We start from the raw sequence: 14,042 nt of genomic DNA on the forward strand, positions 1-14,042 counted from the left end.
TTCACGCGCCGGCGACGTCGCCGAGGCGCTACGCAGCGGCACCACGGAGGGCGTCAAGTTTCTCGGCGGTGGCACTAATCTGGTCGACCTGATGCGCGAGTCCATCGAGCGCCCGGCGGCGCTGATGGACGTCACTGGATTGTCGTCGCACATCGAGGAGCGCGCCGACGACTCACTGCTGATCGGCGCCGCGGTGCGTAACACCGCGTTGGCCGAGCATCGCGCCGTGCGGATGCGCTATCCGATGCTGTCCCGCGCCATCGTATCCGGTGCCTCGGCGCAGATCCGCAACATGGCGACGGTCGGTGGCAACATCCTGCAGCGCACCCGCTGTATCTACTTCTACGACGAGGACGGTGTGCATTGTAACAAGCGCTCGCCCGGCCAGGGCTGCGATGCGATCGAGGGCTTCAACCGCAATCACGCGATCCTCGGCGCGTCGTCGGCCTGCATCGCCACGCATCCATCCGACATGTGCGTGGCACTGGCTGCGCTCGATGCGGTCGTGCATCTGCAAAGCGCCTGCGGCTCTCGCACGCTGCCGCTCACCGAACTGCATCGCCTGCCGGGCGATCGTCCGGACGTCGAGACGGAGCTGAAGCCCGGCGAACTGATCACCGCGATCGAATTGCCGGCTCTGCCGATGGCGGCACGCTCGACCTATCGCAAGGTCCGTGACCGAGCCAGCTATGCGTTCGCGCTGGTATCGGTCGGTGCTGCGCTCGATATCGAGGGTGGCACTATCACGGACGTGCGGCTGGCGCTCGGCGGCGTCGCCCACAAGCCATGGCGGGCTCACAAGGCCGAAGCCGCGCTGCGCGGCAAGCCGGCCACGCAAGAGACATTCGCGGCGGCGGCGGAGGCGGAACTCACTGAGGCCAAGCCGCTACGCGACAATGCTTTCAAAATCGAGCTGGCGAAGCGCACCATCGCGGCCGTGCTCGGCGAACTCTCGGGAGGCGCTCAATGACGATTGTAGAACAAGCCAAGCAGGCGGTGCGCGGCGCCGTTCAGGACGCTATCGAGAAAGTAGTCGCGCTGGCGCCCGATGCGCTGATGCCGGGTGGTAAGCCGGATCCGTTGATCCGGCACAAGCACGGCTCGATCGGTGCTTCGATCTCGCGGATCGACGGCCCGCTGAAAGTGCGGGGCCGCGCCACCTTCGCGGCCGAGTTTGTGCACGAAGGCATGGTCTACGCTTCGGTGGCGTTCAGCACGATCGCCAAGGGACGTATCACCGCGCTTGATACCAAGGCCGCCGAAGCCGCCCCCGGCGTGGTGCTGGTGATGACTCACCTCAATGCACCACGCATGCAGTCGATGCCGCTGTTCATGACCGCCGAAAAGGCCGGCGGCGGCGATAATCTGCCTATCATGCAGGACGATCGTATCCACTGGAACGGTCAGCCGATCGCGGTGGTGTTGGCCGAAACGCAGGAGCAGGCCGACTACGCCCAGTCGCTGATCCGGGCGACCTATGAGAGCGAAGCCGCGGTCACCAGCTTTGCCACCGCCAAGGCCGCTGGGATCGAGCCGGGGATGTTCATGGGCCAGCCGCTCAAGGTCGTGAAGGGCGACCCGGATGCGGCGTTCGCGAGCGCCGCCGTGAGGGTCGATCATCGCTACACCACGCCGCGGCACAACCACAACGCCATCGAGCCGCACGCCGCCACGGTGGCGTGGGTCGGTGACGAGCTGATCGTCCACGACGCCTCGCAGGCAGTGTCGCACACCGCCTGGTCGCTGGGGCACATCTTCGGCATCAGCGAAGAGCAGGTCCACGTCACCTCGCCGTTCGTCGGCGGCGGATTCGGCGGCAAATGTCTGTGGCAGCATCAGGTGCTCGGCGCCGCGGCGGCCAAGCTCGCCGGCCGGCCGGTGCGGATCGCGCTGTCGCGCGAGGGCGTGTACCGCCTGATCGGTGGTCGCACGCTCACCGAACAGCGCTTCGCGATCGGCGCCGAGCCCGACGGCCGTTTCGTGTCGCTGATCCACAGCGGCGCCGCGGCGGTCGCGCGGCAGAACGCGTTCCCCGAGCCGTTCATCCTGCCGACGATGTCGAGCTACGGCTCGCCGAACATCAAGCTCGACGTCGAAGTCGCTTATCTCGACATGCTGGCCAACACTTTCATGCGGGCGCCGGGCGAGTCGGTCGGCACCTTCGCGTTGGAATCGGCGATCGACGAGACGGCGGTGGCGCTCGGCATCGATCCGGTCGAGTTGCGCATCCTCAACCAGCCCGAGCAGGATCCGCTGAAAGGCACACCGTTCTCGTCGCGCCACATCATCGAAGCCTGGCGCGCCGGTGCCGAGCAGTTCGGCTGGTCGAAGCGCAATCCGACCGCCGGCAAAATGCGTGACGGCGAGTGGCTGGTCGGCATGGGCTGCGCCACCGCGACCTACCCGTATCACCGCATGCCCGGCGGTGCGGCGCGGATCACGCTGACCAAGGACGGCCGCGCCCGCGTCGAGATCGCCGCGCACGAAATGGGCATGGGCACGGCGACGGCCCACACCCAGGTCGTTGCCGAGCGTCTCGGCCTCGGCCGCGATCAGATCAGCTTCGACTACGCCGATTCGAAATTCCCCGGCGTCGTCTTGGCCGGCGGCTCGCAGCAGACGGCGTCGATCGGCGCATCGGTGATCGCCGCCCAGCAGGTGCTGGTCACCGAGTTGCTCAAGCTTGCCGGCAACGACTCGCCGATCGCCGGTTTGGCGCCCGACGAAGTCGGTGCGTTCGACGGTGGTCTCGCCAAGCTCGACGATCCGTCACGGCACGAGAGTTACGTCTCGATCCTCGCCCGTGCCGGCCGCGATGAAGTCGTGGCCGAGGGCAGCGCTCCGCCGCCGCTGGAGACGATGCATTGGTCGATGCATTCGTTCGGCGCCGTGTTCTGCGAGGTCGGTATCAACGTCGTCACCGGTGAGCCGCGGGTCCGGCGCATCCTCGCGTCCTATGATTGCGGTCGCATCCTCAATCCGAAGACGGCGGCCAGCCAGTTCCGCGGCGGCATCATCATGGGCCTCGGCCTGGCGCTGATGGAGGAGACGCAGTTCGACGAGCGGAGCGGCCGGATCATGAACCCGAGCCTCGCCGAGTATCATGTGCCGGTGCACATGGACGTGCCGAGGATCGACGTGATCTGGACCGACATCCCCGATCCACACGCGCCGATGGGGGCGCGAGGCATCGGCGAGATCGGAATCACCGGCGTCGGCGCCGCGATCGCCAATGCGGTGTTCAACGCCACCGGCAAGCGCGTGCGCGATCTGCCGATCACGCTCGACAAGCTGATGTAAGCCTCAAGAAAAGCTTGCGCGTTCGGGTCCACCGACCCGGATGCGCAGGCGCAGCAGCGCTGCCGCCGCGCGCAGCGTCGGCATGGGATGGCCGACCAGGGCGGCGAGTTCGAGCGGAGCTTCGGCGATGGCGCCGAGTTCCGGCTCGCGGCCCTGGCGCACGTCCTGCAACATCGAGGTCGCGAACGGGCCTGCGGATTTGAGCACGTCGATCAGTTGCTCGAGCTCGGGATCGATCGAACGGCGCAGTCGCGCCGCGAGACCACCGACTTCCAAAGCAATTTCTGTGACGAGACGTATCGCCTCTTCATCATGGCCGAGTTGTTCGAGCGTGGCGCCGGTCAGCGCCGACACCACGTTGGTGGCGGCGTTGCGGATCAGCTTGCGCCACACCGCGCGGCGAATGTCCGGCTCGATCGTCGCCGCAATGCCGGCGGCGGCGAAGTGCGCCGCGATGCCATGCAGCGGAGGCTCGCCGCCGACGACGCCGAGCTGCAGCTCCTGGCGCCCGCTGACGATCACATGGCCGCTGGCCAGCATGGTGACGCGGCTATAGACCACGCAGCCGATCAGCCGCTCCGGCACGAACAGCTGCAGCATTGCGCCGCCGGGATCCACCGCTTCGAGCGGACGATTAGCAAAGGGTCCGGTGTCTCCGAGGAAGTACCACCATGGCAGGCCATTTATGGCGGGCATCAGCAGTGCGTCGGGCCGCATCGCCGCGGCGAGCTGCGGAAGCAGCGACGGCAGCGCGCCGGTCTTCACCGCCACGATCACCAGATCGTAGTCGGACAGGTCGCCGCTATCGGCGAGATCGGGGCGGAACGACAGGTCGAGCGCGCTGTCGGTCAGCGACAGGCCGTGCGCTGCGATGAAAGCGCGCCGTGCGCCGCGTGCCAGCACGGCCACACCGTGGCCGGCGGCATGCAGTCGGCCGGCGAGCGCCGTGCCGATCGCGCCGGCACCGACGACGCATAATCTCAAGCGAGAGGCGGGCGCCGCCGATGCCCCGGCAGCGCCCGCGCCTGGCGCACTGTCGCTCATCGCGCTCAGAACGCCGGCCCCTGTGCCTTGATCATCCGCCGCACCGCGGCGTCGAAGAACAGCCGCGCGAAGGCGCTTTCGGCAATCAGGTCCTTGGAGCTGTCGACGCACTGCTGGCGCACATGATCGGGCAGCGGTGTATCGGGGCCGGGAATGCCACCCGCCGCGCACTGAATTTCGCAAGCGCGCTGCACCGTCCACAGCAGCATGAAGGCGCGTGGAATGTCCGGCGCGCCGACGGCGACACCGTGATTGCGCAGGATCAGCACGTCGCCCTTGCCGAGGCTCGCGAGCATGCGCTCGCGCTCGTCGTCGTACAGCGTGATGCCTTCGAAGGTGTGATAGCCGACGCGGCCGGTGAGCTGGGCGCCGTAGAAGCTGTCGTGGCTGAGGCCGCCGGCCTTCTGCGCCACCGCCGACATCGGCGTGGTGTGGGCATGCAGCACGCAGTGCAGATCCTCGCGCGCCGAGTGAATCGCGCCGTGCAGTGCGAAGCCGGCCGGGTTCGGCTTGTAGGGCGAGGTGCCGATCAGTTCGCCGGATACATCGACGGTGAGCAGATTGTCGGGTGTCACCTCGTTGTAGTTCAGGCCGAACGGATTGACGAGGTAGCGCCGCTCGTTGCCGGGCAGGCGGACCGAGACGTGATTGAAGATCATCTCGGTCCAGCCGAAGAAGTCGATCAGGCGGTAGCACTGCGCCAGCTCGGTGCGGAGCTGGGCTTCGGTCTGATGTTCGATAGGGGCATGCACGTTCATGAGCGGGGCTCCCTTAGCTGATAGCAGCGGATCAGGCGTGGTGCTCGGCGGCCGCGGCGGAGCGGACGCCGAGATAGCTGGCGATGATGTCGGGATTGGCTGCCACTTCGGCCGCGGGACCTTGCAGCACGAAGGCGCCGGATTCCATCACATAGGCGTAGTCGGCGATGCGCAGCGCCGCCTTGGCGTTCTGCTCCACCAGAAGGCACGACATGCCGAGGTCGCGCAGCCGTGCCACCGTTCGCAGGATGTCGCGCGTGATCAGCGGCGCGAGGCCGAGGCTCGGCTCGTCGAGCAGGAGCAGCTTCGGCTTGGACATCAGCGCCCGGCCCATCGCCAGCATCTGACGTTCGCCGCCCGACAGCGTCTTGGCCGCCTGGGTCTTGCGCTCGCGTAGCCGCGGCATCAGCGTGTAAACCTCTTCGAGTCCGGCCTGGAGATCGCGGTGGCCCTGCTGATAGCGCGAGAAACCGCCGAGCCGCAGATTGTCCTCGACGCTCATCGGCCCGAACAATTCGCGCGTCTCGGGGATCAGCGTGACGCCGCGGCCGACCAGTTGCTCGACGCTGGGCTGTTCGCTCATCGTCTCGCCGAAGTAGCTGAGCCGGCCCTTGACCGGCAAAAGGCCCATCAGCCCGCTGAGCAGCGTGGTCTTGCCGGCGCCGTTGGGGCCGATGATGGCGATGATCTGGCCGCGCTTCACGCTCAGGCTGGCGCCGTGGATTACGGTGACGCGGCCGTAGCCGATGTCGATGCCGTCGGCCTGCAGAAGAATGTCGCCGTCGCTCGTAGTCATTCGGCGCCTCCGAGATAGGCTTCGATCACCGCGGGATTGCGCTGGATCTCGCACGGCGTGCCTTCGGCGAGCTTCTCGCCGAACTGCATGACGACGATGCGATCGGCGAGGTTCATGACGAAATCCATGTCGTGCTCGACGATGACCACGGCCATGCCCTCGGCCTTGAGCTGCTTCAGCAGCTTGGAGAGCGCCTGCTTCTCGAGGTGACGCAGGCCTGCGGCCGGTTCGTCGAGCAGCAGCAGGCAGGGATCGGAGCTGAGTGCCCGGGCGATTTCGAGCACGCGCTGCTGGCCGAGCGCGAGGCTGCCGGCGGTCTGCGTGGCGAGGGCTTGCAGCCCAACGCGATCGAGTTGGCGCAGCGCCTCGCCGATCAGCATCGCCTCGTTACGGCGGTCGAGCCGCAGCGCGGCGGCGATGAACGACGTGTGTGCCCGCGCGTGGGCGCCGATGGCGGTGTTCTCCACCACCGTCATTTCCGGAATGATGCGGACGTGCTGGAAGGTCCGGCCCATGCCGGCTTGCGACAGCGTGCGCGGAAAGTAGCTGCTCTCCTGGCCGCGGAAATGCACGGTGCCACTCGACGGCCGCTGCACGCCCGAGATCAGGTCGAACAGCGTGCTTTTGCCGGCGCCGTTGGGGCCAATCAGCGCCAGGATTTCGCCGGCCTTCGCGTCGAGGCTGATGTCGCGATTGGCGGCGATGGCGCCGAATTTCTTGCTGACGCTGCGCACCGACAGAATTGTTTCACCCGGCTGCGGCTTTTCGCGCACCGGCGGCGCGGCGGCGTCCTTGGCGAAATGCCAGGATTTCGGAATGCGCATGCCGGCGAGATCGACCAGCGCCGGCCAGATCCCGCGCGGCAGCAGCTGCAGCATCGCCATCGCGGCGATGCCGAAAATGATGATCTCGAAATCGCCCTGCATGCCGAGCAGCGCCGGAAGATTGCTCTGCAGCCATTGATTGGCCAGCACCACGATGCCGGAGCCGACCAGCGCGCCGCCGATCGCGCCGGCGCCGCCGATCACCGCCATGAACAGATACTCGATGCCCTGATTGAACGAGAACGGCGACGGATTGAGGAAGCGCTGGAAGTGCGCGTAGAATTAGACAGGCCAGCGCCGCCGCAGGCAGGCGATGACGAAGGCGGCGATCTTCATCGTCCAGGTGTTGACGCCGAGGCTTTCGGCCATGATCGTCCCGGACTTCACCGCGCGGATGGCGCGGCCGGGCCGCGAGTCGAGCAGATTGCTCATGCCGAGCTGCAACAGCAGCAGCGCGCCCCAGATGCCGACGTAGAACTCCTTGGGGCTCTGGATCGGAATGCCCGCGATCGACAGCGCCGGAATGCCGCTCATGCCGGCCTGGCCGCCGGTCGCCTCCAGCCCGGCGAACAGATAGTAGGCGACGATCGCCAGCGACAGCGTCGCCAGCGGCAGATAATGCCCGGACAACCGCACCGTGATCAGCGAGCCGAGCAGCGCCAGCACGAAGGCGACGGCGAGCGCCAGCGGCAGCGTCAGCCACGGCGAGATGCCGTACACGGAGGAAAAGTAGCCGGTGATATAGGCGCCGATGCCCACATAGGCGGCTTGCGCGAAGGAGGTGAGGCCGGCGACACCGGTCAGCAGCACCAGGCCGAGCGCGACGATGGCGGCGAGGCCGACGTAGTTGAGGAGGGCGATGGTGTATTCGGAGAATGCCAGCGGCGCGGCGGCGACCGCCAGCACGAAGGCGATGCTGAGCCCGGTCTTGATCTGACGGCGCCGCTGCAGCGCCTCCGGCGACAGATCAAGCTGGGCCGGCAGCGCTTCGCCACCATGGTCGTCGTCTTCCTTGATACGATGCTGGCGCAGCGTCTGGATCAGCAGGATCGGGATCACCAAGCTGAAGACGATGACTTCCTTGTAGGTCGAGGCGAAGAACGACGAATAGCTCTCGAGCAGGCCGATCAGCACGGCGCCGAGTGCCGACAGCGGATAGCTCGCCAAGCCACCCAGGATGGCACCGACGAAGCCCTTGAGGCCGAGCAGAAAGCCGGTGTCGTACAGGATCGTCGTGGTCGGCGAGATCAGCACGCCGGACAGCGCGCCGATGAAGGCGGCGAGCAGGAACGAGGTGCGGCCGGCGAGCGCGGTCGAGATGCCCATCAGCCGCGCGCCGGTGCGGTTCAGCGCCACCGCCTGCATCGCCTTGCCGTACAGCGTGTGCTGCGAGGCGAAGTACAGCAAGCCGATCACCAGGACGGTGACGCCGATGATCAGCAGCGTCTGGCCGTGAACCGGGACGCCCATCACGGGCCAGGTGATATCGATCAATGGCGCCGAGCGCTGGCCGCTCGGGCCGAAGATGTACAGCGCGACACCGGTCATGACGAAGTGCAGCGCCACCGAGACGATCAGCAGCACCAGCACCGAAGCGTCGGCGAGCGGTTGATAGACGAGGCGATACAGCAGCGGCCCGGCGGCGGAAATCACCGCGATGGCGACGACGGCTTTCACCAGCAACGGCGTCTGGAACGAGGTGGCCGCATAGGCCAGCGCCAGCACGATCGCGGCGCCGGCGACGCTGCGCAGGCTGGATTTGATCAGCGAGCCGACGCGCTGGCTTCGCCAGCCGCCGACAAGGTCGGCGATCAGGTGCAGGATGATCAGCAGGCCGAGCAGCGGCAGCGTGCCGGGGCGCTGGCCGTCCTGCATGGTGACGAAGGTCAGCGCGCCGAACGAGACGAATTCGCCTTGCGGCACGAAGGTGATGCGGGTGACGGAAAACAGCAGAACGATCGCGACCGCGAGCAGGGCATACACCACGCCATTGGCGATGCCATCCTGGGCGAGAAACAGCGCGATAACGAGATTCACGATCGTCCTCCGCCGGCGCCGACGGCCCGGCTTTCACACAAGGCGCGAAGCAGCGCCGTGCCGATCAGGTCAAAGCCGCCGCGGAGGCCGGATCGGCGCTCCGCGACGTGACGATGGTTACTTGAGCAGCAGCCAGTTGCCGTCTTTCACCGTGATGGTGACGATGCTGCGCTTGTCGAAGCCGGAGTGGTCGGCCGGGGTCATGTTGTAGACACCCTGCGCGCCGGTCAGATTCTTGACGTTCTCCAGCGCATCGCGCAGCGCCGCGCGGAATTCCGGCGTGCCGGGCGCAGCCTTCTCGCCGGCGATCGGAATGGTGCGCTCCAGCAGCAGGCCGGCGTCCCAGACGTTGGCGCCGAAGGTGCCGGGCGCGACGCCGTACATCTTGGTGTAGGCGTCGATGTAGGCCTGACCCGAAGCCTTCGACGGCACGTCATCGCCGATCTGCGACTGCACCAGCATCGGCGAAGCGGCCAGGATGGTGCCCTCGACCTTCTTGCCGCCGAGCTTGAGGAACTCCGGCGTCGCCGCGCCGTGAGTCTGATAGATCGTGCCCTTGTAGCCCTGATCGACCAGCGTCACTTCCGGCAGCACGGTGGTAGCACCGGCGGCGCCGACCAGCACCGCGTCGGGCGACGCCGACATGATCTTCAGGCTCTGGCCGGCGACAGACGTATCGGCGCGGTTGAAGGTCTCTTCGGCCACAAGCTTGATGCCGGCCGGTTCGATCGCGGCCTTGAACGCCTTGCCGAAATTGGCCCCGAGCGGATCGTTGGTGCCGATGAAGGCGACGGTCTTGACACCCTTAGTCTTCATGTTCGCGACCAGCGCGTCCATGACGAGGTTGTCGTTCTGCGTGGTCTTGAACACCCACTTCTTCTTGTCGTCCATCGGCAGCACCACCGCGGTGGTGCCGACCGGCGCCAGCATCACGGTCTTGGCGTCGGCGATGAACGGGAGCACGGCGACGGCATTCGGCGAGCCGGAGGGGCCGATGATGGCGTCGACCTTGTCCTCGATCAGGAATTTCTGGACGTTCTTGGTGGCCTGGGTCGGGTCGGAATTGTCGTCGATATAGATGTAGTCGACCGTGTACTTGCCGATCTTCTTCGGCAGCAGCGCCACCGTGTTCTTCTGCTGGAGGCCGACCACCGAGATCGGGCCGGTCGAGGAGGCGATCACGCCGACCTTCACCTGGGCCGAAGCGGCCGAGGCGGAGATCGCCAGCGCAGCCGCGGCGACGAGCAGTTTCATCTTTCGCATTGACGATCCTCTTTTGACACGTCGCTTCGGAGCGTAGCGGCCGGGCGGCCGCCGCGGTCCGTCAGGACCTCGACACTGGCTCGGCCCACGGCGCCGAAGGGGTGGAACCGCAGCCTGCCTGAACGGTTCTAATTAGTGAAATATTCCAGCGAACAATCAAGCAACTTATAGCGGCGCGCTGCACGAATTAATGCAACCGGATGCCGCTTTCGCAGTCATCGCCGCGCTGCGGGAGTGATGATATCGGCATAGGAAGGCGCTTGATGTCGGCGCGAATCGCGCGATTTCGCTGGACGAAGAAGTCGCCGACTCACGGCGACAGGTTGTCGTAAATCTTCACTGACAACGTGTTGAGCAATTGGATTTCACTGCGCGTGAGGCCGCGTAGTGCCTCCTTGAAGAGATAGTTCACCTTCTCGCGCACGGCTTCCAGCACCTGTCTTCCGGCTGTCGTGATGAACACTTCGCTCGAGCGCGCGTCGCTGCTCGATGTCTGCGTCGTGACCAGGCCTTCGTCGACCATCCTGTTGATAATCTTGGCCATTGTGGAGATGTTGACGACGGCCTCGTCGGCGATTTGCGAGATGGTGATCGGCCGTTCCTCGGCCAGCAGCATCAGCACCCGCCACTTCGGAACGTCGAGGCCGGCCGGCTTGAGGATCGCGTTCATCCGCGCCGAATAGCGGGCCAGCATCCGCACGTTCTGGAAGAACGGCGAGCGGTTGTTCAGGTAGCGGCTATCCTCGGCCCGTATCCTCGGCTTGGTTCGGTCGGTCGTGCTCTGCATTTCAGGAGTCCTGAACTGATCGGTCGATTTCGGGCCAGATAACAAGTTGGTGATGGTGCTGTGCACCCAGGCTGCTCCGACACTTCCCGAGTTTGTCGCCGATGACAATATGCAATCGTGGAAATCGACAATATTTGGATCGGAGCTGGCTGCGGAAATTCGGTCGTTAACTGATCAGCTCTTGCCGCTACGCTTGAATCTGCGGGCGGGCGATGTGGCCTTGCGCAGCGGCCTCTGCCTGTCCGTTTCGCAGATTGAACAAGCTTGGTGCAGCATCGCGCACGAAATTGAGGCGGCTGAAACTCGATTGTTCACTAGAAAGTTCGAGTATTTCGTGGTCTCATCATCGTCGTGGTTGGTGAGCCAGCGCGAAGAGAGAAACCCGAATGACCGATGTCGCTCACGTGATCAGTTTGAAGACTGCGTCCGCCCCGCGCGAGGATTTCGCCGCTCTGGTTGCCGATATCCGCGCCCGTCGCGGCGAGTTCATCGGCCAGCAGCACGTCTCCCAGGACATCATCGAGCGGCTGCGCCGCGCGGGTATCTATCGTGCCATGGTGGCGCGGATGTTCGGCGGCGACGAGAAGAGCCCGGCCGAGTTCTGCCGGATGATCGAACAGATTTCCGAAGCCGACGGGTCGGCCGGCTGGGTCGCCAGCTTCGGCGCGGCGGCGACCTATCTCGCTGCCCTGCCGGAACCGACGCTGCGCAAGCTCTACGCGAACGGTCCGGATGTCGTGTTCGCCGGCGGGCTGTTCCCGCTGCAGCCGGCGAAGCGCGTCGCCGACGGCTTCGTCGTCAACGGCACCTGGAAGTTCGGCAGCGGCTGCATGGGTGCTTCGCTGATCGGCGTCGGCATTTCGGTGGAAGGTGATCAGTCCGGCGGGCTGCCGCGCGTCGCGGTGATGCCAGCCGAAAAGGTCGAGATCCGCAAGAACTGGGATGTGATCGGCCTCGAAGGCACCGGCAGCCACGATCTCGTGGTCAGGGATGTCATCGTGCCGGAAGAGTGGACGCTGATCCGCGGCGGCGGTGCCTCGGTCGATGCCGACATCTATCGCTACCCGTCGCTCGGCCTCGCCGCGCAGGTGCTCGCCGTCGTCGGTCTCGGCGTTGCACGTGGTGCGCTCAATGAACTCATCGAAATGGCTGGGGGCCGCGTCTCTATTACTGGCGCGCCCAAGCTCGCAGACCGCGGCTATGTGCAGGTCGCGGTTGCCAAAGCCGAAGCCAGCCTGCGCGCGGCGCGGGCGTTCTTCTATGACGCCACCGAAGAAGTCTGGGACATCGTGCGCAAGGGCGACAAGCCGTCGGTCGAGACCACGACCGTGCTGCGTCTCGCCGCCAGCCACGCCGCCAAGACCGGCGCCGACGTGACGCGGATGGCGACCGAACTCACCGGCACGACGTCGATCTATCAGGGCCATCCGCTGGCCCGCGCGCTGACCGACAGCTTCGTGGTGGCGCAGCACGCCTTCCTCAACGAAGGCACCATGCAGAGCGCCGGCCGCGTGCTACTCGGCCTGCCGTCTGTGCCCGGCTTCCCATAAGCGACGCGCTTTTCATCAGATATCTCGCGACAAGGACGAACCGCATGAACAGCCTGACGCAACTCGCCTCCGAGCCGGACAATTTGATCCGCAGCGACCGCGCGCGGACTCCGCTCTACACCGATCCGGCGATCTTCGAAGCCGAGATGACCAAGATCTTCCACAACACCTGGGTCTGGGTCGCGCATGTCAGCGAGATCCCGAACAACGGCGACTTCAAGCTGGCGCAGGTCGGGCTCGACCCGGTCGTCGTGGTGCGCGACCGCAAGGGCGTCGTGCATGTTCACCTCAACCGCTGCCGGCACCGCGCCGCCACGGTGTGCGAAGTGCGCAAGGGCAAGACCTCGAGCTTCGTCTGCCCGTATCATGGCTGGGGCTATTCGCTCGACGGCAAGCTGCGCGGCGTGCCTTACGAAAACGGCTACGACGAATCCCAGCTCGACCGCAGCAAGCTGTCTCTGAAGTCGTTGCGGGTCGAAGAGTACAACGGGCTGATCTTCGCCACCTTCCGCGACGACATCGAGCCGCTGGCCGACTTTCTCGGCCCGGCCAGGAAATGGATCGACCTGTTCATGAAGCAGGGCGGCGGCTATCCGGTGAAGACGCTGGGCGAGCATAAATTCCGCTTCCCCGGCAACTGGAAGATCCAGCTCGAGAACACCACCGACGCCTATCACTTTCCGCTGGTGCACAAGTCGTTCCTCACCGCGGTCGACAAGGAGACCGAGCAGCAGCTCGACATGCTCAACAATGGCGGCTTCGTCGAGGATCTCGGCAACGGCCACAGCGTGATGGTGATGATTCCCGAACTGATCGACCTCGACGACAATCTCGAGGCGCCGATCCCGGAGAAATTCGCCGACCTTACCAAGGAGCTCGTGGCCGAGGGCTATTCCGACACGGAAGTCCGCCGCATCGTCCGCGCCGTCGGTGGCTCGGGTTTCAACATCAACCTGTTCCCGAATCTCGCCTGCTCGATGGCGTTCTTTCGCGTGCTGCAGCCGGTGTCGGTGAACGAGACCGAAATCCGCCACATCGCTATCGGCATGGACGGCGGCCCGGCCGCGGCCAATCGCGCACGTATCCGCCTGCATGAATTCTTCCAGGGGCCGATGGGCTTCGGTAGCCCGGACGACGCCGAAGTGTGGGACCGCGTCCAGCACGGCGCACAGGGCGGCAACGATATCTGGATCATGCTCAACCGCGGCCTTGCCAAGGAAGAGCGCCTGCCCGATGGCCGGCACCGCAGCGACGTCAGTGCCGAGACCGGCATGCGCGCCGCCTATGATCAATGGAAGCGGATGATGACGGCCTGACCATGAACATCGCGATGACCAGCTCCTTGAACATCACCCTCGCCGAAGCCATGGAATTCACCTGGTACGAGGCCGACCTGCTCGACCACGCCATCTACGACGAGTGGCTGTCGCTGTGGACCGACGACGCCCGCTACATCGTGCCCATCGAGCCCGGCACCACCGACTTCGCCAACGCGGTCAACTACGCTTACGACAATCACGAGATGCGCAAAAAGCGCGTCGACCGGCTGCTCAGCGGCCAGTCGGTGTCGGCGTCGCCGGTCGCCCGCACCGTGCGGTCGCAGTCGCGCTTCCGCCTGCTGAAGTCGGACGCGACCTCGTGCGAGCTGCGCTGCGCCCAGATCATCACCGAATTCCGCCGCGG

The 14,042-nt window shown here is 65.7% G+C and carries 12 protein-coding genes; 5 read left to right on the top strand and 7 right to left on the bottom strand.

What is annotated here, in order from left to right; genetic code table 11:
• Both I5M_RS10700 and I5M_RS10705 read left to right on the top strand, forming a co-directional pair.
• On the top strand, positions 1-970 hold a 970-nt coding region (locus I5M_RS10700; RefSeq protein ID WP_022721403.1), incomplete at its 5' end, for a xanthine dehydrogenase family protein subunit M.
• An 86-nt stretch (positions 971-1,056) separates the two neighbouring features.
• Positions 1,057-3,300 (top strand): xanthine dehydrogenase family protein molybdopterin-binding subunit, encoded by a 2,244-nt coding sequence (locus tag I5M_RS10705; RefSeq protein ID WP_244431970.1) that lies wholly within the window; start codon positions 1,057-1,059, stop codon positions 3,298-3,300.
• Between the two features lie 3 nt (positions 3,301-3,303).
• Here I5M_RS10705 and I5M_RS10710 read toward each other — a convergent pair whose 3' ends face one another.
• The 7 genes from I5M_RS10710 to I5M_RS10740 all read right to left on the bottom strand — a co-directional run bounded on the left by I5M_RS10710 (position 3,304) and on the right by I5M_RS10740 (position 10,875).
• A complete protein-coding gene (locus I5M_RS10710; protein WP_022721405.1) occupies positions 3,304-4,284 on the bottom strand; it encodes a ketopantoate reductase family protein in 981 nt (326 codons plus the stop codon).
• A 65-nt stretch (positions 4,285-4,349) separates the two neighbouring features.
• On the bottom strand, positions 4,350-5,102 hold the full coding sequence (locus tag I5M_RS10715) for a class II aldolase/adducin family protein (RefSeq protein ID WP_022721406.1): 753 nt from the start codon (positions 5,100-5,102) through the stop codon (positions 4,350-4,352).
• A 31-nt stretch (positions 5,103-5,133) separates the two neighbouring features.
• A complete protein-coding gene (locus I5M_RS10720) occupies positions 5,134-5,898 on the bottom strand; it encodes an ABC transporter ATP-binding protein (protein ID WP_022721407.1) in 765 nt (254 codons plus the stop codon).
• Complete coding sequence (locus I5M_RS33615) at positions 5,895-6,932, bottom strand: ABC transporter ATP-binding protein (protein ID WP_244431968.1); 1,038 nt, start codon at positions 6,930-6,932, stop codon at positions 5,895-5,897. The genes I5M_RS10720 and I5M_RS33615 overlap by 4 nt, the downstream gene beginning before the upstream one ends.
• 72 nt (positions 6,933-7,004) lie before the next feature.
• Positions 7,005-8,759, bottom strand: a complete 1,755-nt coding sequence (locus tag I5M_RS33620; protein ID WP_244431969.1) for an ABC transporter permease — start codon at positions 8,757-8,759, stop codon at positions 7,005-7,007.
• A 117-nt stretch (positions 8,760-8,876) separates the two neighbouring features.
• On the bottom strand, positions 8,877-10,022 hold the full coding sequence (locus I5M_RS10735) for an ABC transporter substrate-binding protein (RefSeq protein ID WP_022721408.1): 1,146 nt from the start codon (positions 10,020-10,022) through the stop codon (positions 8,877-8,879).
• 310 nt (positions 10,023-10,332) lie between these two features.
• Positions 10,333-10,875, bottom strand: a complete 543-nt coding sequence (locus I5M_RS10740; protein ID WP_148287855.1) for a MarR family winged helix-turn-helix transcriptional regulator — start codon at positions 10,873-10,875, stop codon at positions 10,333-10,335.
• A 320-nt stretch (positions 10,876-11,195) separates the two neighbouring features.
• On the opposite strand from I5M_RS10740, the gene I5M_RS10745 reads away from it, so the two are divergent.
• The 3 genes from I5M_RS10745 to I5M_RS10755 form a co-directional block, all read left to right on the top strand.
• On the top strand, positions 11,196-12,359 hold the full coding sequence (locus I5M_RS10745) for an acyl-CoA dehydrogenase family protein (protein ID WP_022721410.1): 1,164 nt from the start codon (positions 11,196-11,198) through the stop codon (positions 12,357-12,359).
• A 44-nt stretch (positions 12,360-12,403) separates the two neighbouring features.
• Complete coding sequence (locus tag I5M_RS10750) at positions 12,404-13,675, top strand: aromatic ring-hydroxylating dioxygenase subunit alpha (RefSeq protein ID WP_022721411.1); 1,272 nt, start codon at positions 12,404-12,406, stop codon at positions 13,673-13,675.
• Positions 13,676-13,689: 14 nt separating this feature from the next.
• Positions 13,690-14,042 (top strand): aromatic-ring-hydroxylating dioxygenase subunit beta (locus I5M_RS10755; RefSeq protein ID WP_031336046.1); only part of this gene is annotated, 353 nt, incomplete at its 3' end.

The sequence above is a fragment of the Rhodopseudomonas sp. B29 genome (assembly GCF_000333455.1).
Lineage (GTDB): Bacteria > Pseudomonadota > Alphaproteobacteria > Rhizobiales > Xanthobacteraceae > Rhodopseudomonas.

Coding starts and splice junctions, on each gene's coding strand:
- I5M_RS10735 (WP_022721408.1), bottom strand. CDS start 10,022: ATGCGAAAGATGAAACTGCTCGTCGCCGCGGCTGCGCTGGCGATCTCC.
- I5M_RS10715 (WP_022721406.1), bottom strand. CDS start 5,102: ATGAACGTGCATGCCCCTATCGAACATCAGACCGAAGCCCAGCTCCGC.
- I5M_RS10720 (WP_022721407.1), bottom strand. CDS start 5,898: ATGACTACGAGCGACGGCGACATTCTTCTGCAGGCCGACGGCATCGAC.
- I5M_RS10750 (WP_022721411.1), top strand. CDS start 12,404: ATGAACAGCCTGACGCAACTCGCCTCCGAGCCGGACAATTTGATCCGC.
- I5M_RS10745 (WP_022721410.1), top strand. CDS start 11,196: ATGACCGATGTCGCTCACGTGATCAGTTTGAAGACTGCGTCCGCCCCG.
- I5M_RS33615 (WP_244431968.1), bottom strand. CDS start 6,932: ATGGCGGTGATCGGCGGCGCCGGCGCGATCGGCGGCGCGCTGGTCGGC.
- I5M_RS10705 (WP_244431970.1), top strand. CDS start 1,057: ATGCCGGGTGGTAAGCCGGATCCGTTGATCCGGCACAAGCACGGCTCG.